Source organism: Pantoea sp. alder81, from assembly GCF_020179835.1.
GTDB lineage: Bacteria > Pseudomonadota > Gammaproteobacteria > Enterobacterales > Enterobacteriaceae > Pantoea.
Map to the genome: position 1 here is coordinate 158,687 of NZ_JAIUDA010000001.1, position 20,875 is coordinate 179,561.

The 20,875-nt window shown below is 55.6% G+C and carries 16 protein-coding genes; 9 read left to right on the top strand and 7 right to left on the bottom strand.

Annotated features, from left to right (window positions below; genetic code table 11):
• The first annotated feature begins 158 nt into the window (after positions 1–158).
• The 3 genes from LBW88_RS00810 (at position 159) to dusC (ending at position 3,205) form a co-directional block, all read left to right on the top strand.
• Complete coding sequence (locus LBW88_RS00810) at positions 159–551, top strand: YbhQ family protein (protein WP_034821088.1); 393 nt, start codon at positions 159–161, stop codon at positions 549–551.
• A gap of 301 nt (positions 552–852) precedes the next feature.
• Positions 853–2,244 (top strand): ATP-dependent RNA helicase RhlE, encoded by a 1,392-nt coding sequence (gene rhlE, locus LBW88_RS00815; protein WP_224929895.1) that lies wholly within the window; start codon positions 853–855, stop codon positions 2,242–2,244.
• 4 nt (positions 2,245–2,248) lie between these two features.
• On the top strand, positions 2,249–3,205 hold the full coding sequence (dusC, locus tag LBW88_RS00820; RefSeq protein ID WP_224929893.1) for a tRNA dihydrouridine(16) synthase DusC: 957 nt from the start codon (positions 2,249–2,251) through the stop codon (positions 3,203–3,205).
• A gap of 7 nt (positions 3,206–3,212) precedes the next feature.
• Here dusC and LBW88_RS00825 read toward each other — a convergent pair whose 3' ends face one another.
• On the bottom strand, positions 3,213–4,220 hold the full coding sequence (locus LBW88_RS00825) for a glycosyltransferase family 4 protein (protein WP_224929890.1): 1,008 nt from the start codon (positions 4,218–4,220) through the stop codon (positions 3,213–3,215).
• Positions 4,221–4,886: 666 nt separating this feature from the next.
• Between LBW88_RS00825 and LBW88_RS00830 the strand changes: the two genes are divergently transcribed.
• Positions 4,887–6,092 carry an MFS transporter gene (locus tag LBW88_RS00830; RefSeq protein WP_224929886.1) on the top strand — a complete coding sequence of 402 codons (1,206 nt, stop codon included), beginning with the start codon at positions 4,887–4,889 and terminating at the stop codon, positions 6,090–6,092.
• Here LBW88_RS00830 and ppk2 read toward each other — a convergent pair.
• Positions 6,089–7,009, bottom strand: a complete 921-nt coding sequence (gene ppk2, locus LBW88_RS00835) for a polyphosphate kinase 2 (RefSeq protein ID WP_224929882.1) — start codon at positions 7,007–7,009, stop codon at positions 6,089–6,091. The genes LBW88_RS00830 and ppk2 overlap by 4 nt on opposite strands.
• 12 nt (positions 7,010–7,021) lie before the next feature.
• Positions 7,022–8,638: an inorganic phosphate transporter gene (locus tag LBW88_RS00840; protein ID WP_224929879.1), complete on the bottom strand. Its 1,617-nt coding sequence runs from the start codon at positions 8,636–8,638 to the stop codon at positions 7,022–7,024.
• A 165-nt stretch (positions 8,639–8,803) separates the two neighbouring features.
• Between LBW88_RS00840 and LBW88_RS00845 the strand changes: the two genes are divergently transcribed.
• Complete coding sequence (locus LBW88_RS00845) at positions 8,804–9,829, top strand: transporter (RefSeq protein ID WP_224929876.1); 1,026 nt, start codon at positions 8,804–8,806, stop codon at positions 9,827–9,829.
• Between the two features lie 118 nt (positions 9,830–9,947).
• On the opposite strand, the gene LBW88_RS00850 is transcribed toward LBW88_RS00845, so the two are convergent.
• The gene (locus tag LBW88_RS00850; protein WP_224929873.1) at positions 9,948–11,030 is read right to left on the bottom strand and encodes a L,D-transpeptidase family protein; all 1,083 of its coding nucleotides are present in this window, start codon (positions 11,028–11,030) and stop codon (positions 9,948–9,950) included.
• A 198-nt stretch (positions 11,031–11,228) separates the two neighbouring features.
• Positions 11,229–13,043 (bottom strand): glycoside hydrolase family 15 protein, encoded by a 1,815-nt coding sequence (locus tag LBW88_RS00855; protein ID WP_224929870.1) that lies wholly within the window; start codon positions 13,041–13,043, stop codon positions 11,229–11,231.
• A gap of 118 nt (positions 13,044–13,161) precedes the next feature.
• Here LBW88_RS00855 and LBW88_RS00860 point away from each other — a divergent pair, with 118 nt between their 5' ends.
• Positions 13,162–13,941: an SDR family oxidoreductase gene (locus tag LBW88_RS00860; protein ID WP_224929867.1), complete on the top strand. Its 780-nt coding sequence runs from the start codon at positions 13,162–13,164 to the stop codon at positions 13,939–13,941.
• Here LBW88_RS00860 and LBW88_RS00865 read toward each other — a convergent pair.
• Entirely contained in the window at positions 13,938–14,513 is a 576-nt protein-coding gene (locus LBW88_RS00865) for a DedA family protein (protein WP_200538939.1), read from the bottom strand. The two genes, LBW88_RS00860 and LBW88_RS00865, sit on opposite strands and share 4 nt — an antisense overlap.
• A 168-nt stretch (positions 14,514–14,681) precedes the next feature.
• On the opposite strand from LBW88_RS00865, the gene LBW88_RS00870 reads away from it, so the two are divergent.
• The 3 genes from LBW88_RS00870 (at position 14,682) to LBW88_RS00880 (ending at position 18,991) form a co-directional block, all read left to right on the top strand.
• Complete coding sequence (locus LBW88_RS00870) at positions 14,682–15,269, top strand: Yip1 family protein (protein WP_224929865.1); 588 nt, start codon at positions 14,682–14,684, stop codon at positions 15,267–15,269.
• A 189-nt stretch (positions 15,270–15,458) separates the two neighbouring features.
• Entirely contained in the window at positions 15,459–16,388 is a 930-nt protein-coding gene (pbpG, locus tag LBW88_RS00875; RefSeq protein WP_224929862.1) for a D-alanyl-D-alanine endopeptidase, read from the top strand.
• Positions 16,389–16,546: 158 nt separating this feature from the next.
• Entirely contained in the window at positions 16,547–18,991 is a 2,445-nt protein-coding gene (locus LBW88_RS00880; protein WP_224929859.1) for a DUF3772 domain-containing protein, read from the top strand.
• Positions 18,992–19,027: 36 nt separating this feature from the next.
• Here the strand turns inward: LBW88_RS00880 and dld are convergent, their stop codons facing one another.
• The gene (gene dld, locus LBW88_RS00885) at positions 19,028–20,737 is read right to left on the bottom strand and encodes a D-lactate dehydrogenase (protein ID WP_224929856.1); all 1,710 of its coding nucleotides are present in this window, start codon (positions 20,735–20,737) and stop codon (positions 19,028–19,030) included.
• Between the last annotated feature and the right edge of the window lie 138 nt (positions 20,738–20,875).

Here is a 20,875-nt window from a genome sequence, read left to right on the forward strand (position 1 = left end):
ATCATCAACAGCACAAAGTGTAGTCTTTGTCACAAATGGATGGTGACTGTTGCAGAAAATTAGGGCGTTATCCGAAATTTGCTTTACATTGAGGAAATCCGTCTGGCCGCAGCCAGATACACTTGGGCGACCTCTGTTGGGTCTGCCAGGAGAAAAGAATGAAATGGTCTAATCGTGTTCAGATCGTTACCGGTCAAACCTGTTTGCATATTGCGATGCACCTGCTGGTGATCGCCGCGCTGGTTTGGGGCTGGAAGCACAAAGCGCTGGTTGAAGTGAGCAGTACCCTGGTAGCAGCTTATGCGGTGGTGTTTATCGCCATGCTGGCTCTGCAGCGTAGTGCCCGTTTACGTCGCATGGGTGACGCGCTGGAAGAAGTCACGACAACGTACTACTTCGGCGCGGCGATGCTGACGCTGTTCCTGATCTCCCGCTTCATCCACAACAACCTGCTGATCGGTTGCCTGGGCGTGGTGATGTTGGTGGGTCCGGCGCTGGTGTCACTGCTGGCGAAAGAACCCGCGCATCGCGTGGAGAAAAAGCGTAGCTAAGTGATAGCTCAGTTGCGAACAGAAAGGAGCCGAATGCGGCTCCTTTTTTGTTATGCGCAGCGCGATAACGGGCGCAGTGAGCAACGGCGCGACTCATGCCATGTCAGGCAGACTACCAACATCATGTTACAGCGCCGTGACTATTGTCAGTCGCGGTGGCAGCGGAAACCTGCTAAACTCCCGCCCTTACGCATGGTAGTTTGTGCCCTTTTCACACGTGAGCCCACCAGGCTTGCGTCATATACCCCCTGAAAACTACATCGCTGACGGCGAACAGGGCGGTTCGGAGTAATACACCTGCATGTCATTTGACTCTCTCGGCTTAAGTGCCGATATTTTGCGTGCGGTAGCGGAACAAGGCTACCAGGAACCGACGCCGATTCAGCGTCAGGCCATTCCCGTGGTGCTGGCGGGTCGTGACCTGCTCGCGAGCGCCCAAACCGGTACCGGTAAAACCGCCGGTTTCACGCTGCCACTGTTGCAGCGTCTCACTGCGAATCCTGCTAACGCGCGCGGCCGTCGTCCGGTACGTGCGTTGATCCTCACCCCAACCCGTGAACTGGCGGCGCAGGTGGGCGAGAACGTCCGTGAGTACAGTCAGTATCTTAATATCCGTTCACTGGTGGTCTTCGGTGGCGTGAGCATCAACCCGCAGATGATGAAACTGCGCGGTGGTGTGGATGTGCTGGTGGCGACGCCCGGCCGTCTGCTCGATCTGGCGCATCAAAATGCGGTTGACCTGTCACAGGTCGAAATTCTGGTGCTGGATGAAGCGGATCGTATGCTCGATATGGGCTTCATCCACGACATCCGCCGTGTACTGGCGCGTCTGCCGGCGAAACGTCAGAACCTGCTGTTCTCTGCTACTTTCTCTGATGAGATCAAAACCCTGGCGGAAAAACTGCTGACCAACCCAGAGCAGGTTGAAGTGGCGCGTCGTAACACCGCCTCTGAACAGGTTTCACAGCAGGTACACTTCGTTGATAAGAAGCGTAAGCGGGAACTGCTGTCGCTGATGATTGGTCGCGATAACTGGCAGCAAGTGCTGGTGTTCACCCGTACCAAACATGGCGCTAACCATCTGGCTGAACAGCTGAACAAAGATGGCATCACCGCTGCGGCTATCCACGGTAACAAAAGCCAGGGCGCGCGTACCCGTGCGTTAGCTGACTTCAAATCCGGTGGCATTCGTGTGCTGGTGGCGACGGATATCGCCGCGCGTGGTCTGGACATCGAAGAACTGCCACACGTAGTGAACTATGAGCTGCCAAACGTGGCGGAAGATTACGTACACCGTATTGGTCGTACCGGTCGTGCTGCGGCAACCGGCGCCGCCCTGTCACTGGTGTGTGTCGATGAACACAAACTGCTGCGTGATATTGAGCGTTTGCTGAAGCGTGAGATTCCGCGCATTGAGCTGGAAGGTTTCGAAGTGGACCCTAGCATCAAAGCGGAACCGATCCAGAACGGTCGCCAGCAGCAGGGTCGCGGTCAGGGCCAGGGTCGTGGACAGGGCGGTAACGTTTCTCGTCCGCACAGCGGCAACGGTCAGCGTCCACAAGCTAGCAATGGCGCACGTCCACAGGGCGAAGCGCGTCCTGCACGTCGTCAGGGCAGCAGTGCCGCTCAGAATGCGCCAGCCGCAAACAGCGGTCGTCGTCGTCCGGCAGCGAAAAAGAGTGGGAACATCTAACGCGATGAGGGTGTTACTGGCGCCGATGGAGGGCGTGCTGGATTCGCTGGTACGCGAACTGCTCTCCGGGGTAAATGATTACGATCTGTGCGTCACCGAGTTTTTGCGCGTGGTCGATCAGCTACTGCCAGTAAAATCCTTCTACCGTTTGTGTCCCGAGCTGCACAACAGCAGCCGAACGGCTTCCGGCACGCGCGTGCGTATGCAGCTACTCGGGCAATATCCTGAGTGGCTGGCAGAAAATGCTGCGCGTGCAGTGGAACTCGGCTCCTGGGGCGTCGATCTCAACTGCGGCTGTCCATCGAAGCTGGTGAACGGCAGCGGCGGCGGCGCCACCTTACTCAAAGATCCTGAGCTGATTTATCGCGGCGCCAAAGCGATGCGCGAAGCCGTGCCTGATCACCTTCCCGTCACGGTGAAAGTGCGTCTGGGATGGGATTCGGGTGAGCGTCGTTTTGAAATTGCCGATGCGGTACAGCAAGCGGGTGCCAGTGAACTGGTGGTGCACGGTCGCACCAAGGAAGATGGCTACCGCGCTGAGAGCATTAACTGGCAGGCGATTGGCGAAATTCGCCAGCGTCTGTCAATTCCGGTGATCGCCAACGGTGAGATCTGGAGCTGGCAGGATGCGCAAGAATGTATGCGCATCACGGGTTGCGATGCGGTGATGCTGGGACGCGGTGCGCTCAATATCCCGAATCTCGGTCGTGTGGTGAAATACAACGAAGCGCCAATGCCGTGGCCGCAAGTGGTCGAACTGCTGCTCAAATACACGCAACTTGAGAAGCAGGGCGATACCGGCATGTACCACGTCGCACGCATCAAACAGTGGCTCGGTTATCTGCGAAAAGCCTATAACGAAGCCGATGGGCTGTTCAGTGAAATCCGCACTCTGCGCGTATCAGCCGAGATCGCCACGGCAATTGAACGCCACGCCCTTCAGTTAACCGTACCGGTATAACCCTTCCTCATTTAAACGCCGTTGTGTAGTGCATCTGCTTGCTGGCTGAATAGAAGTGGGCAAGCTGCTCGCTGAATTTTCCCGGATCGTGCTGCTCAGTAATTCTCTTCAGTGATTGTGCAGAATATTGCGTGATTACGCCCGGATTCCGCAAAATATCAATGATATGCGTTTTAAGCTGCTGCACAATTTGTCGTCGTATCTGCAGTTTGCTCTCCAGAGAATCAACCACATACTCATATTCGTCATTCACCGGCTGCTGAATAAGCCATCCCGCACCGGGTGGATTGATCTCCGGTAAGGCGCGAATGTTGGTCGTGATCACCGGGCAGCCGCTGGCTTGCATCTCCAGCACCGAGAAGCCGTAAGTATCCTGCCAGCTGGGCAACAATCCCACGTGCGAGTGTTGCAGTAAGGTCAACACCTGATTGTTGGGCAGAGTGGTGAAATGCTGGATGTGAGGCGAGGTTTTGATTAAGTGCTCAATGCGCGTATAGAACGCCTCATCATCCTGGAATTGCCGATGGGCGATGTTATGCCGCTGCGTGATGTCACCGATCAGCGTCACCTGTATCTGGCCGCGTGTAAACACATCCTCTTCGGTTAATTGCGAGATGGCCAGCACCACTTCCGCGCCGCCTTTGCGATAGAACTCGCTGCCGACAAAGATGAAGCGAATTTCTCCCGGCGAGATCAGGCGCGGCTTTACGCACAGCAACGGCTGCGGCGGATGCAGGATATGGAGTTTGTGCCTGACAGCGGCTTTGATCGCGGGAAACGCGTCGAGCAGTTTCAGCTGGATGTCGAGAGTGGCTTGCGAGATAGCAATCAACGTCAGGCATTCCGACCTGGCGATTAATTGCAGCTGCGACTTTAGCTGAGGATTGTCGAACTTCGCCACACCCGGCACCGGCAGCACCCGCGGGATTTCGGTTTCAAAGGTGGCGATCCAGTTCCTTTTGGTGTCGGCCACTTCATTGAAAAGATGGATGACATCCGCATCATGTGGCAGCAAGCCAGGTAGCGGGAGAAAAATAAATTGTTTATTTTTATGTAAGATTCTTGCTTTGACAGCATTTAAATAGAAGTAGATATTCTTTTTGCGACAATCAATATATTTGTTATGTGGGCTGGTCATGATATTTCTTTTTTCAGGATATCCGCTTCCACTGGTGATTATCTTCATAATCTCTCCTGGCAGGTAGGGAACAGAATTAACAGAGGTCAGAGATTGGCTTAATCAGGTGTGCAGGCTACACGTTGACGCTGCGTAGGTTACGCACCGAAAGTAACGATCAAAGATTGATTGAATAATCTGTAACCTAAAGGCAATCAGGGGCGGAATCTATGGCTTAATGTGAATGATTGCGCGTGGCTCTCTTAGCATTACCACGGCCTGGAAAGATTAACAGTTGGTTTTGCTGCTATTTTATTAAATGTTTTTTGTTAATCGTTTTCCGATTATTGATTTTTTTCGGATTTGTCAGATCAATGCGTAAATAAAATTGCATTAAGTCCTGTTATTAATGAGAAGTGAACTTACAGCGGCGGAATTTAAATGAGCGCGACAATAGAATTATGCAGAATTAAGCCATGACACAGTTCCACGTAAAGTCAGGTTCAAGCTCAACGCTATTTGCGCTATAGTAGCGTTTCACATTCATTTGTAATGCCATCACTTATGTCTGACGCCGCTGTACTGAGTCATGCTCAGTTAAATAAACGCATCATCTCCGTTATTGTCTTCACGTTTTTCTGCTACCTCTCAGTAGGGCTGCCGCTCGCGGTGCTGCCGGGATTTGTGCATAACCAGCTGGGTTTCAGCTCGTTCATCGCCGGATTGATCATCAGCCTGCAGTACTTCGCCACGCTGCTCAGTCGTCCGCATTCGGGTCGCCTGGCCGATCGCTATGGCCCAAAACGCGTGGTGATGATGGGATTGGTGTGCTGCGGCATGAGCGGCGTACTCTCCCTTTTCGCTGCAATGTTCACCGATGCGCCGATGCTCAGTCTGGCGCTATTAGCGGTGGGAAGGCTGTTTCTGGGCGTGGGAGAGAGCTTTAGCAGCACCGGTTCAACGCTATGGGGGATGAACATTGTCGGGCCTCTGCAAACAGCGCGTGTGATCTCATGGAACGGCGTCGCCACCTATTTTGCCATGGCGATAGGTGCACCGCTGGGTGTGCTGCTCAATCAAATGTTCGGCATCAGCGGCTTTGCCGGGCTCGTGGCGGTGATGGGCATCATCGGTTTCTGCATGGCGAGCCGTAAGGCGGCGGTCAGCGTTACCGCTGGCGTGCGCATTCCTTTTCATCGCGTGGTCAGCCGCGTCTGGCTGTTTGGGCTGGCGCTGGGCTTCGGCACCATCGGTTTTGGCGTCATCTCGACGTTTATCACCCTCTATTTTGCCAGCCGCGACTGGAGCGGCGCCGCCTTTGCTCTGACATTGTTCAGTCTCGGCTTTGTGCTGGTGCGTCTGGCCGGTGGCCGCTACATCACCCGTTTCGGCGGGTTGAAAGTGTCGCTGGTGTCGTTTGTGCTGGAGTGTGCGGGTCTGCTGTTAATCTGGCAGGCCGACAGCAGCTGGCTGGTGGATATCGGCGCGTTCCTGACCGGCGGTGGTTTCTCTCTGGTGTTCCCGGCGCTGGGCGTGGAAGCGGTTAAACGCGTGCAACAGCAGGATCAGGGATCGGCGTTGGGGACTTACTCGGCGTTTCTTGATTTAGGGCTGGGATTAACCGGTCCGGTGGCAGGATTACTGATTGGTCATTGGGGGATGCAGTCAGTGTATCTGGCGGCGGCCCTGATGGTGCTGGGCGCATTTGCCATTACGTTGCGTCTGCAACAGCAGCACGGCCGCCAGGCAACCGTGCAAACTGTTAATTAATACTTCTCTGGCACCACCATGTTTTCAGGTACTGGCGCGCGGCGATAATCTTCATTGCGTTCGCGCGTCGGTAACATAATCGTCTTCGACTCGCTCTCTTCGTACGGCACCTGTTGCAGCAGATGGCTGATGCAGTTCAGACGCGCACGTTTCTTATCCACACCTTGCACAACCCACCATGGCGCTTCCTGAATGTGGGTGCGCTCCAGCATCTCTTCTTTCGCTTCGGTGTAATCTTCCCAACGGCGGCGGCTTTCCAGATCCATCGGGCTTAATTTCCACTGTTTCAACGGATCGTGGATGCGGCTCAGGAAACGCAGCTCCTGCTCTTCATCGGTAATCGAGAACCAGTACTTAATGATCTGAATGCCGCTGCGCGTCAGCATTTTTTCAAATTCCGGAACGCTGCGGTAAAACTCTTCCACTTCGGCTTCGTTACAGAAGCCCATTACACGCTCAACGCCTGCACGGTTGTACCAGCTACGGTCAAACATCACAATTTCACCGGCTGCAGGCAGATGGGCGATATAGCGCTGGAAATACCACTGCGTTTTCTCGCGATCGTTCGGCGCGGGCAGGGCGGCGACGCGACAGGTACGAGGGTTTAAACGTTGGGTGATACGTTTGATCACCCCGCCTTTCCCGGCGGCATCACGGCCTTCAAACAAAATCACCACGCGATGTCCGGTGCGCATCACCCAATCCTGCATCTTCACCAGCTCGCCCTGCAGATGCAGCAGCTCACGGAAGTAGCGGCGGCGGAAGGCCTTATCACCTTCCTCCTGCGGTTCGCCGTTATCATTGAAGCGCAGATCGTCCAGCTCCATTTCCAGCTCTTCGTCGTAGCTGTCGTAAAACTCCTGCAGCAGACGCGCATTGAAGGTCTCGCTGTGGAAGCTATTGTCGTGTGTCGCCATGACTTTTCCCCGTTACAGATGAATAAACAGAGCGTAAAGCAGCCCTGAAAGTAAGACCGAGACCGGCAGCGTCAATACCCACGCCAGCGCGAGGTTACGAATCGTTGAGAGCTGCAGGCCAGATTTATTGGCGGCCATCGAACCGGCCACGCCTGATGACAGGACGTGCGTGGTGGAGACCGGTAAACCGAAGATATCCGCGGCGCCGATGGTCGCCATCGCCACCAGTTCGGCACTGGCACCTTGCGCGTAGGTCAGATGAGTTTTACCAATGCGTTCACCCACCGTGACCACAATGCGGCGCCAGCCCACCATGGTGCCAAGACCAAGGGCAATCGCGACCACCACTTTTACCCACATCGGGATAAAGCGCGTGGCGGCATCCAGCTCTTTCTTCACGGCTGAAAGATTGCTGGCGATCTCTTCCGGCAGCGCCACTTTGGCGGTTTGCAGATGTTTGATGGTTTCGGAGGCGAGATACATATCGTTACGGGTGTTGGTCACCGCCTGGGCCGGGATATTCTCCACCGCACCATAACGACGGATCTGATCGCCGATGTCGCCCAGCATCATGCCGAGGGCAGGCAATACCTGTGGGCGGTTCTGACTGGTGCGCACAAATTCGGTCAGCACTTCACGCGGTGCAGGCATTGCAGCCGGTGCCGGTTGCAGCGTCAGCAACTGCTGTTCGGTGACCTGAGTCAGTGCTGCCACGCGCGGGATTTGGTCCGGCGGCAGTGAACGGTTCAGGGCGTAAGCAATCGGCATAGTGCCAACCAGAATCAGCATGATAAGGCCCATGCCTTTCTGACCATCGTTCGAGCCATGCGCAAAGGAGACGCCGGTACAGGTCAGGATCAGCAAACCACGGATCCACGGTGGCGGTGGCTGGTTGCCTTTTGGTGCTTCATACAGCTGACGGTTGCGGATCAAAGCTTTCATCGCCAGCAACAGCAGCGCGGCACAGATAAAGCCCACCACCGGTGACAGCAGCAGGGCATAACCCACTTTAATCGCCTGATCCCAATCCACACCGCTGGTGCCGCTGCGGCCGTGCAGCAGGGCATTCGCCACACCCACGCCGATGATCGAACCGATCAGCGTATGTGAAGAGGACGCCGGCAGGCCGAAATACCAGGTGCCCAGGTTCCAGATGATGGCCGAGAAAAGCAGCGCATACACCATGGCGAAGCCGTTGCCGCTACCTGCCTGCAGAATCAACTCTACCGGCAGCAGCGAGATGATGCCAAATGCCACCACGCCGCTGGAGAGCAATACGCCGAGGAAGTTGCAGAAGCCCGACCACACCACGGCTACGCCAGGCGACAGGGAATGGGTGTAAATCACCGTGGCGACCGCATTAGCGGTATCGTGGAAGCCGTTGACGAATTCAAAGCCGAGTGCAATCACTAATGCCACGCCCAGCAGCAGGAACGGCGTATAGCTGGTGACCGGCGCGCCCGTTTCTTCAACGTCATTAAACAGGTTGATAGCGGTGAACAGCAGGCCGCCGAACAGCAATATCAGAAAGATGATGCGTGAAATACGACCGTTGCCTTGGTTAAGATTCGGACGTCCATTTTGGGACGATGACGTCGATGTTGATGCAGGTAAACTGTTTTCAGCCATAACACACCCCGGTGTGGATTGACGGTGCTCGAATGGCACCCGTTACTTGCAGTGTGATACGGGGTTTGTATGACAGAATGATGATCGCGATCACGCTCTGTCATCTTGCTGTAACACACCTGTCGCAGTCTGTGGATCTGACCGCTTCGGGATCATCACGCTGCCATGCTCCAGCCTGTCCTGCCGTTTGCCTCGTTACCGGACTTCAATAATGAAGTGGCCGGTCTTATTCATGGGTATCTGTTCACGCCGGAAGCAGCACCGCAGCGGCTCAACGCCCGTGAAGCTGCCCAGCTTGCACAGCAAGATTTGCCGGAATCCTATTTTCTTTGGCTACACATCAACCTCAACCATGCGCGTGCCGAGCGCTGGGTTCAGGACCACTTTAGTGTAGATGACGATTTTTTCGACGAGATCCATTCTGCTTCCCCCCGCACCCGTTTAGCTCATCAAAATGATGCGCTGCTGGCGGTGCTAAATGACGTGACTTTCAGTAAAGAAGAGCGCAGCACGCAGAACGCCACGCTGTGGATTTGGTGCTGTGAACACACTATCGTCACCGCACGCTATCGGCCTGTGGGAATGATTGAACGTATGCACCAGCAAATCGATCGCCTCTCTTTTGCTGAACCCGATGCGATGCTGCTGTGGCTGCTGGGTGAGCAGGAAGCACAGCTTGAGCAGGTGGTTCGTCGTTCCAGTCAGGCGGTGGACGCCGTTGAAGAACGGCTGCTCAGTGCGGCGATAAAAACCAACCGCACTGAACTGGGCCATCTGCGCCGCATGCTACTGCGCGTGCAGCGTTTGCTGGCACCGGAACCCGCCGCGTTGTTCCGTTTGTTGAATCGGCCACCCAAATGGCTCAAGCGCGAACCGCTAAGTGAACTGCGCATTTTTACGGAAGAGTTCAGCGTGGCATTAAATGATCTGGCAGGGCTGATGGAGCGCATTCGCCTGTTGCAGGAAGAGATTGCTGCCAGCTTGATGGAGCAGAGTAACCGCACGCTGTTTTTACTGACGGTGATCACCGTGCTGGCGCTGCCGATTAACATCATTGCCGGTTTTTTCGGCATGAACGTAGGCGGTATTCCGCTGGCCAGTAATCCGCACGGTTTTTTACTGCTGGTGATTGTGGTGCTGGTGTTTACCCTGGTGGCGGGCTGGCTGGCGCTGAGACGGCGGCGGGAATGATGCCGCGTGCACCCGGCGAACACCGGGCATTATCAACGTAGGGTTGCCATTTATGGCAAACGCCCACAAAAAAGCCAGCCGCAATGGGCTGGCTTTTTTACTGCATGCTAATCAGCGATTACAGGCTGTTGCCAGTCGCTGGTGCAGGCTGAGCAACCGGTGCTGCGTTACCCTGCGGTGCAACGGCGCTGGCGCCTTGCGGGGTCATTGGCTCTTCTTTCGGCGTTGCGTCAGAAGATTCCTGTACCGGCACCGGAGCAGGCATCACTTCACCCTGTGGACCATTGATTTTAGTCGGCATACCGTTACGCGCCTGGATAGCGTTGTTCACTGCATCCTGGTTGGTGCTGCCATCGGCAATCACTTTGGTCACGGCTGCGGTCAGGGTAATCGGCACTACTTCACGCGAGTTGAACTGCTCTTCAGTAGTTGAAAGTGGATTGTGCACTTCAACATAGCGAGAACCGTCTGGCTCAACGGTGGCTTTCACCGGCTGATCGATAAACTGTACGCGCGTACCCACTGGCACGTTGTCGAACAGCCACTTGATGTCGTCAGCACGCAGACGCACACAACCGTGGCTTACGCGCAAACCGATACCGAAGTTAGCGTTAGTCCCGTGCACCGCATACAGACGACCAATGTACAGCGCATACAGGCCCATTGGGTTATCCGGGCCAGCTGGGAACACCGCAGGGATGGTTTCGCCACGTGCCGCGTAATCCGCGTGCATGCCTTTGGTCGGTGTCCAGGTTGGACCTGCTTTCTTACGCTGAACGGTAGTGGTCCAGTTCACCGGCGTGTCTTTACCCAACTCGCCGATACCGATTGGCAGCACGACCACAGTCTTGGTGCCTTTCGGGTAGTAATAAAGACGCATTTCCGCGCTGTTGATCACGATGCCTTCACGCGGAGCGTCAGGCAGGATCAGCTGCTGAGGGATCACCATTTTGGTGCCCGCTTTTGGCAGATACACATCAACGCCCGGATTGGCTTCCAGCATGTTGCTGAGGCCCATCTGGTACTGTGCAGCAAAGGCTTCCAGCGGAAGTCGGCTGTCATCAGGCACGGTGATTTCAAGGTTTTCGCCGATCAAACGGCTGTTAGCCGCTGGCAGCGGATACACTACTGCGAATGCCGACTGGCTGAATGCCGCCAGTACCAAAGCAAGTGAAGCGAACGCGCGAATGCTCTTTTTCATGTTTTTCAAGTCGTTACAGCCGTGTTTCAGGCTTGTCAGTGTGTCGAATCCATCTCGGTCTCAATGACCCGGTGCGCATTATATGTTCATAGGCGTCAGGATGGGAATCATGATTTTCACTAGCTGATGATACTTTACCCAATTAGCACGTTTTCCCCGACCCATCTCGTTGTCGTACCGCCCAAAATGTGAATTTTCTTAAGGCTGCCACAGCGTCACTTCATTGCTCAGTTTACGGTTGAGGAAAAAAGCGGCGCTGATTAATGCCAGATGCGATAACGCCTGCGGCATATTCCCCAGCGCTTCGCCGTGGGTGGTAAATTCTTCGGCGTACAGCCCCAATGGATTGGCATAACTCAGCAGTTTCTCAAACTCAAAATGGGCCTCATGCACGCGGCCGGCACGCGCCAGACACTCCACATACCAGAACGAGCAGGCGGCAAAAGAGCCTTCCCCTCCGGTTAATGCATCGGCAGGCGTCTCGCTAATGTTATAGCGGCGCACCAGACCGTCGCTCACCAGATGCGTTTTAATCGCGTCCAGCGTGGCAATCCAGTCGGGATCGGTTGAACTGACAAAGCGCACCAGCGGCATCAGCAGCATGGAAGCATCAAGGAATTTTCCGCCGCGCGTGGCGGTAAAGTGGCCCAGTTCCGGGCTCCAGAAGTTTTTCCAGATATCGTCGCGGATCTCACTGCGCACGCGATCCCAGCGCTCGTAAGGCATCGGCAATGAACGCTTCAGGCCGAGACGCAAGGCACGATCCAACGCCACCCAGCACATCAGGCGTGAATGCAGAAAGTGTTCCGGCTCGCCGCGCATCTCCCAAATCCCGGCGTCAGGCTGATTCCAGTTGCCGCAGACGTAATCAATCATGTCGGACACATGCCGCCAGCCGCGCTGAGAAATGGCTTCACCGTATTTGTTGGCGAGATAAATGGCATCCATCAACTCGCCGTAAATATCGAGCTGAGTCTGCCGCCACGCATCATTACCGATGCGCACCGGACGTGAGTTGGCATAGCCAGAGAGATTGAGCAGCTCGGTTTCATGCAATTCGGTGCCGCTGTCCAGACGATACATCACCTGCAAATGCGGCGTGTCGTCATGGCTATGTTCAACGCAGCGCCCAACCCAGTGAGTGAAATCACGCGCTTCTTCCACGTAGCCCAGCCGCATCAGTGCATACATGCTGAAGGAGGCATCACGGATCCACGACGCGCGATAGTCCCAGTTACGCTCGCCGCCCAACTCTTCCGGCAAACCAAAGGTTGCGGCAGCGGCAATCGAACCGTGCTGTTTGGAGGTGAGCAGTTTTAGCGCCAGGGCGGATCGCGTCACCATCTCCTGCCAGCGACCGCGATACGTGCTGTGGCTGCTCCAGTGCCGCCAATAGCTCAGGGTCTCACTGAAGCACTGCTCCGTGGCGATCTCGGCGACGAAGGGATCTTCATCGCTGCCGAACACAAACTCAGCGGATTCCCCGGCTTTGAGGGTAAATTCTGCCACCGCACTGTGATTTTCACGGGTCATCACCACCGTGGCGCTGAGGCGTAACGCGGGCTGACCTTCCGCCAGAAACGCGATGCCGCCAGGACGCAATTCGGTGCTTGTTTCAGCGCGGGCATAGTCATGACGCGGGGCGCACAACAGGTTGAAGGTCGCTGAACCTCGCACCATTTTGACCCGACGTACCAGTCGCGGCACTTTATTCGGCTGATCGCAGATCGGCATGTAATCGGTGATTTCCGCCACGCCAGCATCCCCTAACCAGCGCGTCTGCAAAATATTGGTGTCCGGCAGATAAAGCTGCTGCTGACGGGCATTTTTCCAGTCGGGCGCCAGAGAGAACATACCGGCTTCGTCGCCATCCAGCAGGGCGGCAAACACGGATGGGCTGTCTAACTCGGGCCAGCAGAGGTAATCAATGGTGCCGTCACTGGCGATGAGCGCACAGGTGCGTAAATCCCCAATCACGCCGTGATCATCAATTCTGCGTTTAATTTTGCTCATCCTGCCTCCTTGACTGCATCTGATTGTTAACTATAGACGAAAGGGTTTTTTCGGCTGACACGAGGCACAGATCGATAACTTCTATACTGTGAAGACACCCATCACGCAGGAGAATGTTATGGCACTCGGAAAACAGAAAGTGGCTGTAGTGACCGCATCGGATTCCGGCATTGGTCGCGCATGTGCACTGATGCTGGCAGAAGCAGGTTTCACCCTCGGCATTACCTGGCGCTCAGATGAAGAGGGCGCACAAGAAACGGCACGGCTGGTGGAGAGTAAAGGGCAAACGGCGCAAGTGCGGCAGCTTGATCTCTCTGACCCGCAAGAGGGTGGCAAGCAGCTGTCGCAGTTGATCAACTCGTTGGGGCGCATTGACGTGTTGGTCAACAACGCAGGGGTGATGTTAAAGGCCGATTTCCTCGATGTGACCTTCGAAGATTGGCGCAAAACGTTCAGCGTGGATGTAGACGGATCCTTTGTCTGCGGACAAATCGCCGCACGGCACATGGTCGATCAGGGTGATGGCGGGCGCATTATCAATATTACTTCTGTTCACGAACATACGCCGCTGCCAGATGCGACTGCTTATACGGCGGCGAAACATGCACTTGGTGGCCTGACTAAATCGATGGCGTTGAGTTTGCTGCCGCATCATATTCTGGTGAATGCCGTGGCACCAGGCGCGATTGCCACCGCCATGAATCACCTGACTAACGATCAGGCACGCAGCACGCGTATGCCGGAAATCCCGATTGGGCGTCCCGGCGATACGCGTGAAGTGGCAAGTTTAGTGGCATGGCTGTGTTCGGAGTGGGCGACTTACACCACCGGACAATCGTTTATTGTCGATGGTGGTTTTATGCTGGCCAATCCGCAGTTTAAAGGCTATCACCACTAGTCCGCCCGGCGGCGGTTCCAGCGGCGAATCACGTAACGCAGTGCGATGCCGAACACAATCGCCGCCACCAACCACAGCAAATGTTTAAGGTGCTGGTCGAGCTTATGCAGCCACGGCGTAATGATCTCCCCGGCGAAGTAGCCGAGGGTGACAAAGATCAGCGACCAGAGTGCTGCACCAATCACGTTGAGCACAAAGAAGCGCAGCGGTTTTAACCGGCTGGTGCCGATGATGATCGGGCCAATAATGCGGAAACCGTACATAAAGCGTACGCCAATCACAAACAGGCTGGGTCGCTTCTGAATCAGGCGATTGGCCTTGCGAATGGTATCTTCATGTTTACGGAAACGGCGCAGGATGCGCGTGCCGTAGCGACGGCCGAGCCAGAACAGCAGCTGGTCACCGATAATCCCGCCAATCATCGCGGCCAGCACCACGCCGCTAAAGTGCAGTAAGCCCTCATGGGCCGCCACGCCGCCCAACAGGGTAAAAGTTTCCCCTTCCGCGATACAGCCAATCAGTAAGGCGAGATAGCCGTATTGGGTAATTAATCCATTGATATCGAGATGCAAATTTTCCTCCCTGTCGCGAGTGATTCAGGTAACAGTTTATACGCCAGCAGCTTTTTTTGTGCCGCTGTCCGCAAAAACAGCAGCCCCGATTATACTTGAAGGGAAGCTGCCTGAGTTGTATGGCCTGATCGCTGAAGGGGCAGCCCATCGCATCAGAGGAGTGATTTTATGAATCATGTCTGGGGTCTTCTGGCGCATCCTAACCAGGAAATGCGCGATATCAAGCAAGAAAATGAGAGCGTTTCGCACCACTACACCCACCATGTTTTGATGATGGCAGCTATCCCGGTGATCTGTGCCTTTATCGGTACCACACAACTGGGCTGGAATCTGGGCGAAGGGCAGTTCGTTCAACTCAACCTGCTGACCGGCATCGGTCTCGGCATTCTGTTTTACCTGATTATCTTAGGCGGCGTGGCGGTGATGGGTCGCGTCATTCACTGGATGGCGCGCGATTATCCGCAGCGCCCGAGCGTTCCGCGCTGTACCGTTTTTGCCGGCTATGTCGCGACACCGCTGTTCATCAGTGGCCTGGTGGCACTCTATCCGCTGGTGTGGCTGTGTGTGTTAGCCGGCGCGGTTGCGTTACTCTATACCGGCTATCTGCTGTACGTCGGCATTCCGGTGTTCCTCAACATTGACCGTGATGAGAGCATGCGCTTCTCAGGTTCTACCCTGGCGATTGGTGTGCTGGTATTCGAAGTGCTGCTGGCTCTGACGGTGGTGCTATGGGGCTACGGACCGCGACTTTTCTAGTCGGCAATAAAACATCAACCGGGTGGTCATTTGGCCCCCGGTTTTTTAACGCCCGGAAACAATCTACCTAAGAAATTTCGCAGATAAACTTGTATTATGCTGCTGCCAGCCCGCATCCCGTCTGGTTTGATGCGCGCGGCCTGTGTCTCAAACACGGCGCAAAACTCCTCACCGGATTTTTTTGACACGATGTCTGTAAAAATGCGTATTTCCTTGCTGTCGCTGGCGCTGTTTGTCGCCGCGCCCGCAGCTGTAACTCCGGCACTGGCCGCGCCTGCTGCGCTGTCGAATCTGGCGCCGATTGCCCAACCGCAAATCGCTTCCGGCAGTGCCATGATTGTCGATCTCGAAACTAACAAAGTGCTGTTCTCCAGCCATCCCGATCGCGTGCGTCCTATTGCGTCACTGACCAAGCTGATGACTGCCATGGTGGTGCTCGACGCTAAGCTGCCAATGGACGAGATGCTGTCGGTTGATATCAGCCACACGCCAGAAATGCGCGGCGTGTTTTCGCGCGTTAAACTGAACAGTGAAATCAGCCGCCGCAACATGTTGCTGCTGGCGCTGATGTCGTCAGAAAACCGTGCCGCCGCCAGCCTGGCGCATCACTATCCGGGCGGCTACGATGCCTTTATCCGAGCCATGAATGCCAAAGCGCGTGCGCTGGGCATGACGCACACCCGTTATGTTGAGCCGACCGGTTTGTCGATTCAAAACGTCTCCAATGCGGAAGACCTGATCAAACTGGCCAAGGCCACGCGTCAGTATCCTTTAATTGGTGAACTGAGCACCACCAAAGAGGACACGGCGGTGTTTAAGCATCCTAACTATGCGCTACCGTTCCGCAACACCAACCATCTGGTGTACAAAAACGACTGGCGTATCGCCCTGACCAAAACCGGTTATACCGACGAAGCGGGTCACTGCCTGGTGATGCGCACGGTGATCAATAATCGTCCGGTGGCGCTGGTGGTGCTGGATGCCTTTGGCAAGTACACCCATTTTGCCGATGCTAATCGTCTGCGTGACTGGCTGGAAACCGGCAAAGCGGCGCCGGTTCCGGCAGCTGCGCTGGCGTACAAGAAGCAGAAATCGTCGCAGACGGCCAGCAACGAGTAATCACAACGTCTGTGTCAATTCACAGATGCGCAACGGATTGTGCGTCTGTGAGTTATCGCTTCATTCCTATAGTTTCCGCTTCGGCTACGCTCTACACTGGCCGCCATTCAAAGTTAACTGGCATTTATCGGCTGAAATTGCGCTGGAATCTCATTTATATGTTCAAGCTTCGATCACTCGTTACCCCATTTTTACTGCTGCTGGTGCTGTTGAGCCCGGCACTGAGCTACGCGGATGACAGCACTGCCGCCGCGGCTCAGCAAGAGGACGCTGCGCCGAAGGTCAACCCGGCGGTTGAGCTGCCGAAAATGCAGAAAATTCTCGACAAGATCAAAGGTCAGGTCTCTGGCGATACCAATGAAAACCAGCTGAACCAGCTGAATGAAATGGCGCTGGAGTTATCCGGTAACGCCGAAACCCTCAGCCAGGCGCTGATCCCGCAGGGGCAGCAGCTGGATGCTCAGTTAGCGGTACTCGGTCCGGCACCGAAACCGGACAGCGGCGTGAAAGAGACGCCGGAAGTGACGCGCAAACGTGCCTCGCTGGAGAGCCAGAAAAGCAAGCTGGATGACCAGATCAAGCAGGCCGACGGCATTAAAAATGGTGCGCTGGTGCTCTCCTCCCAGATCGTCAACCTGCGTCGTGACCAGTTGAAAAGCCAGCTGGCGCTCAATTCTGGCAGTATTCTGGGGCCGCGTTTTTGGGCACCGATGGTCAGCCGTCAGGATTTGGACGGTGAAAAGATCAGTGATTTTATCGCTGAACTGCAGGACACGGCGGCGCTCTCCTGGGAACCCGGCTGGCGTTTCGGCACCATTGGCTGGTTGATTGCGGCGATGCTGGTAATGACTCTGGGTCGTCGCTACAGCGAAGAGTTTTTGGCCTGGGTGAGCATCAACAAATTGCCAGAGGGGCGCTTGCGTCGTAGCTTCCTGGCTGCGGCAATTGCCTTGACTACCCTGGCGGCCGTGGTGCTGACCTTCAACTTTATCGCGCTGGCATTTACTCGCCGTGATGAAGTCTCCACTGACGTGCAGGATTTTGTTGAGCGCCTGGTACAACTCAGCGTCTATTGCGGTTTGATCGCCGGATTAGGCCGTGCCTTCCTGTCCACGCGTCGTCCGAGCTGGCGCTTGCCGAGTATCTCCAATGAAGTGGCGCAGGCGCTGAAGCCGTTCCCACCGATTACGGCAGGACTGGTGTTTCTCTTCCAGACGGCAGAGTCCTTTAACTACAGCGTCGGCACCAGCCTGAACACCACCATCTTCGCGAATGGCCTGACGGCGCTGCTGATTGGCACCACCGGTATGGCGATCAGCATGCGTACCAATCGCGTGCGCCGTCGTATGGTGCAAGAGGGCAATGCGCCGGAAGCCCGTCCAACCATTGTGGGGCTGGTACAGCTGGCACTGACGATTACTGCCCTGGCAATACTGATTTCGCTGATCGTCGGATACGTCACGCTGGCGCGCTTCCTTGGTTATGAAGTGATCTGGTGCGGCATTCTGTTTGGCTCGTTCTACTTCCTCAGCCATTTGATCAATGACGGCTGTGAAAGCCTGTTCTCCACCAACAACGCCACCGGCAAACGTCTGCAGACGTCATTGAATATTGATGAACGCCATCTGCAACAGGCGGCCACGCTGTTGGGCGCGGTGGGCAAAACCGCACTGATTGGTATTGTGGCGCTGGCGCTGCTGAACGGCACCTTTGCCTCGTCAACACCGATCGAGCTGATTCAGAAAGTGATTGAGTTCTGGGGCGGCAAAGGGCTGGAATCGCTGAACATCGTGCCGGCGCATATGGTCAATGCCATTCTGTGTCTGGTGGTGGGCATCTACGTGCTGCGTTCGGTGCGTCGCTGGCTGGATAAAGATTTCCTGCCGAAGACCACCATGGACGTCGGCATGCGCGTGTCGCTGGTGACGCTGTTTAGCAACATCGGTTATGTGCTGATCATCCTGCTGACGTTGTCGATCATGGGCCTGCAGTGGAACAAACTGGCGTGGATCGTCAGCGCCTTGTCGGTCGGTATCGGTTTCGGTTTACAGGAGATAGTGAAGAACTTTATCTCCGGTTTGATTCTGTTAACCGAGCGCCCGGTAAAAGTGGGCGATCTGGTGAGCATCAGCGGCATTGAAGGGGATATCCGTCGCATCAACGTGCGCGCCACCGAGATTCAACTCAGTGATAAATCCACGGTGATTGTGCCGAACTCGCAGTTCATCTCGCAGAACGTGCGTAATGCCACCATGGGTAATGCCCAGGGGGTAGTGACCATTCTGTTGACCTTCCCGCTGGATATCGATCCGGTGCGCGTGCGTGAGATTCTGCTGGAGGTTTACGAGGAGAACGAGCGCATTCTGGAAACGCCAGAACCTTCCGTGTCATTCAAGGATTTGACCTCTGCCGGTATCGTGCTGAGCGTCACCGGTAACGTGGCGGGCCAGCGCCAGATTTCCAGCGCCAAAAGTGACCTGCTGTTCGATATTCTGACGCGCCTGCGCAAAGAGGGCATTGTGCTCTCCACGCCGCAGACGATGATCATTGAACGTCGGACCCTGCCAGCGGCAGCGCAGGATGAAGGCGAGCAACTGCCATAATCACATGGGCGGCTCTCGGGCCGCCCATTTGTTCCATCAAACCTTCACCGCCCAACCTTTCTGCTTACTGGTTTTACCAATCCCCGGATTGAAGGTATTGGTCGGGTCCAGCTGACGATAAAACGCCTGCAACTGCGGTTTCGCCTGATACAGATGCCCAACGTTGTGCTCGGCGGGATACTCGGCACCGCGTTCGCTGAGGATCGCCAGCATCTTCTCCTTCAACGCATGCGCATCGACGCCTTTCTTCACAATGTAATCCTGATGGAAAACGTGGCAGAAGAAGTGGCCGTAATAGAGGCGATGACTGAGGTCGTTATCAAACTCCACCGGTAAGCGCTCAAACCAATCCTGATCGTTGCGACGTAGCGCGATATCCAGCGCCAGAATATCCTCTACTTCATCCGCATGCACTGCGTGATAGCGCACTGCCGCACCGGCGGCGGCAAAGCGGTGCAGGAAAGCATGTGCGCCTTCCTTGCCGTCGCAGACAAAGAACTCACCACCGCCTTCGCGGAAGTATTCGTGCAGATACTCCTGTGCCTCTGCCACACCATCACCGGACATCTTCAGCATCAGATGATGCTCAAACTTATCGCGATACTGCTTCATGCGTTTCGGCAGATGGGCTGGCAACCAACCGCTGATGCGCTGCAACACGCGATCGGTGAAGTGCGGTTTAACAAAACTCAGTTTGCCAAGCCAGGCATCCACGCGACCTTTCAGCGTAAAGAACAGCGGCATTTTGTCGGTGCCAAGCTTGTCGATCATCACAAAGGTGTCTTTACCGTACACCTCAGCGATATCAAAAATATCGCGGTGCATATACTCGCCCGCCACCGGTAGGTTGTTAAACTCGGCCAGAATATGGCGGCGCAGATCGCCCAGCACCGCCGGATCGTTGGTGCCAATATAGAACACCTGCTGCTTCGGTTCGGTGGGGAAGGTATCCAGGCGCACCGCGAACACGGCCAGTTTGCCCGCACAGCCAGAAGCTTCAAACAGGCGGCGTTCATCGGCGTTAAAGCGCGCTGGCGTATCCGCGTGGATATCGCGCACGCGGTCAGCGTATTCGTGGTCGGAGGCATGACGCTCGTCCCAGCGCACGTCACTCTGCTGCCAGCGATCGTCATCCAGTCGACCGAGCATCTCTTCCGGCGAATGACCGAGATCCATGCCGAGATGATTCACCAGCTTCAGTTTGCCATCGGCATCGATCTGCGCGTAAAGCGCCATTTCGCTGTAGGCCGGACCGCGTTTGATCAGCGATCCGCCCGAATTATTACAAATCCCGCCCATCACCGATGCGCCGATGCATGAGGATCCGATCACCGAATGCGGTTCACGTCCGAGCGGCTTTAGGGCTTTTTCCAGCTGATACAGCGTGCTGCCGGGGAAGGCGAGAATCTGTTTCCCGCCTTCGATTAGCTGCAATTTATCGAGTCGTAAAGTGCTGATGATCACCACCGGACGGTCGTAATCGTTGCCGTTAGGTGTAGAACCTTCGGTCAAACCGGTGTTTGCGGCCTGCATCAGGATCACCGCATCGGCTTGCACCAGTGCCTGCAGCACGCGCCACAGCTCCAGCAGTGAACCAGGGAAAATAACCGCTAGTGCGTCGCCTTCACCTGAGCGAAAACCTTTGCGATAGCGCGCGGTCTGTTCCGCCTCCGTTAACAGGTTTGACGGGCCGACGAGGCGGCGCAGTTCAGCCAGCAGTGTAGGGTGTGAGGTGTTGTTATTCATGAACCTGTCCTTGTCGTTAACGTTGCGCATCTACTTTAGCACGCGTCAACGGCATGGTCGCGGTGTGACATCGGCGGCTACCTGCTATCCTGAACTTGTGGCACACTGCCCCGGTTATTTCGATATTGCGCAGTCACT

What these genes read in the sequence shown, in the direction of transcription:
- LBW88_RS00810 (WP_034821088.1), top strand. Translation starts at nt 159, where the DNA reads ATGAAATGGTCTAATCGTGTTCAGATCGTTACCGGTCAAACCTGTTTG.
- rhlE (WP_224929895.1), top strand. Translation starts at nt 853, where the DNA reads ATGTCATTTGACTCTCTCGGCTTAAGTGCCGATATTTTGCGTGCGGTA.
- dusC (WP_224929893.1), top strand. Translation starts at nt 2,249, where the DNA reads ATGAGGGTGTTACTGGCGCCGATGGAGGGCGTGCTGGATTCGCTGGTA.
- LBW88_RS00830 (WP_224929886.1), top strand. Translation starts at nt 4,887, where the DNA reads ATGTCTGACGCCGCTGTACTGAGTCATGCTCAGTTAAATAAACGCATC.
- ppk2 (WP_224929882.1), bottom strand. Translation starts at nt 7,009, where the DNA reads ATGGCGACACACGACAATAGCTTCCACAGCGAGACCTTCAATGCGCGT.
- LBW88_RS00840 (WP_224929879.1), bottom strand. Translation starts at nt 8,638, where the DNA reads ATGGCTGAAAACAGTTTACCTGCATCAACATCGACGTCATCGTCCCAA.
- LBW88_RS00845 (WP_224929876.1), top strand. Translation starts at nt 8,804, where the DNA reads ATGCTCCAGCCTGTCCTGCCGTTTGCCTCGTTACCGGACTTCAATAAT.
- LBW88_RS00850 (WP_224929873.1), bottom strand. Translation starts at nt 11,030, where the DNA reads ATGAAAAAGAGCATTCGCGCGTTCGCTTCACTTGCTTTGGTACTGGCG.
- LBW88_RS00855 (WP_224929870.1), bottom strand. Translation starts at nt 13,043, where the DNA reads ATGAGCAAAATTAAACGCAGAATTGATGATCACGGCGTGATTGGGGAT.
- LBW88_RS00860 (WP_224929867.1), top strand. Translation starts at nt 13,162, where the DNA reads ATGGCACTCGGAAAACAGAAAGTGGCTGTAGTGACCGCATCGGATTCC.
- LBW88_RS00870 (WP_224929865.1), top strand. Translation starts at nt 14,682, where the DNA reads ATGAATCATGTCTGGGGTCTTCTGGCGCATCCTAACCAGGAAATGCGC.
- pbpG (WP_224929862.1), top strand. Translation starts at nt 15,459, where the DNA reads ATGTCTGTAAAAATGCGTATTTCCTTGCTGTCGCTGGCGCTGTTTGTC.
- LBW88_RS00880 (WP_224929859.1), top strand. Translation starts at nt 16,547, where the DNA reads ATGTTCAAGCTTCGATCACTCGTTACCCCATTTTTACTGCTGCTGGTG.
- dld (WP_224929856.1), bottom strand. Translation starts at nt 20,737, where the DNA reads ATGAATAACAACACCTCACACCCTACACTGCTGGCTGAACTGCGCCGC.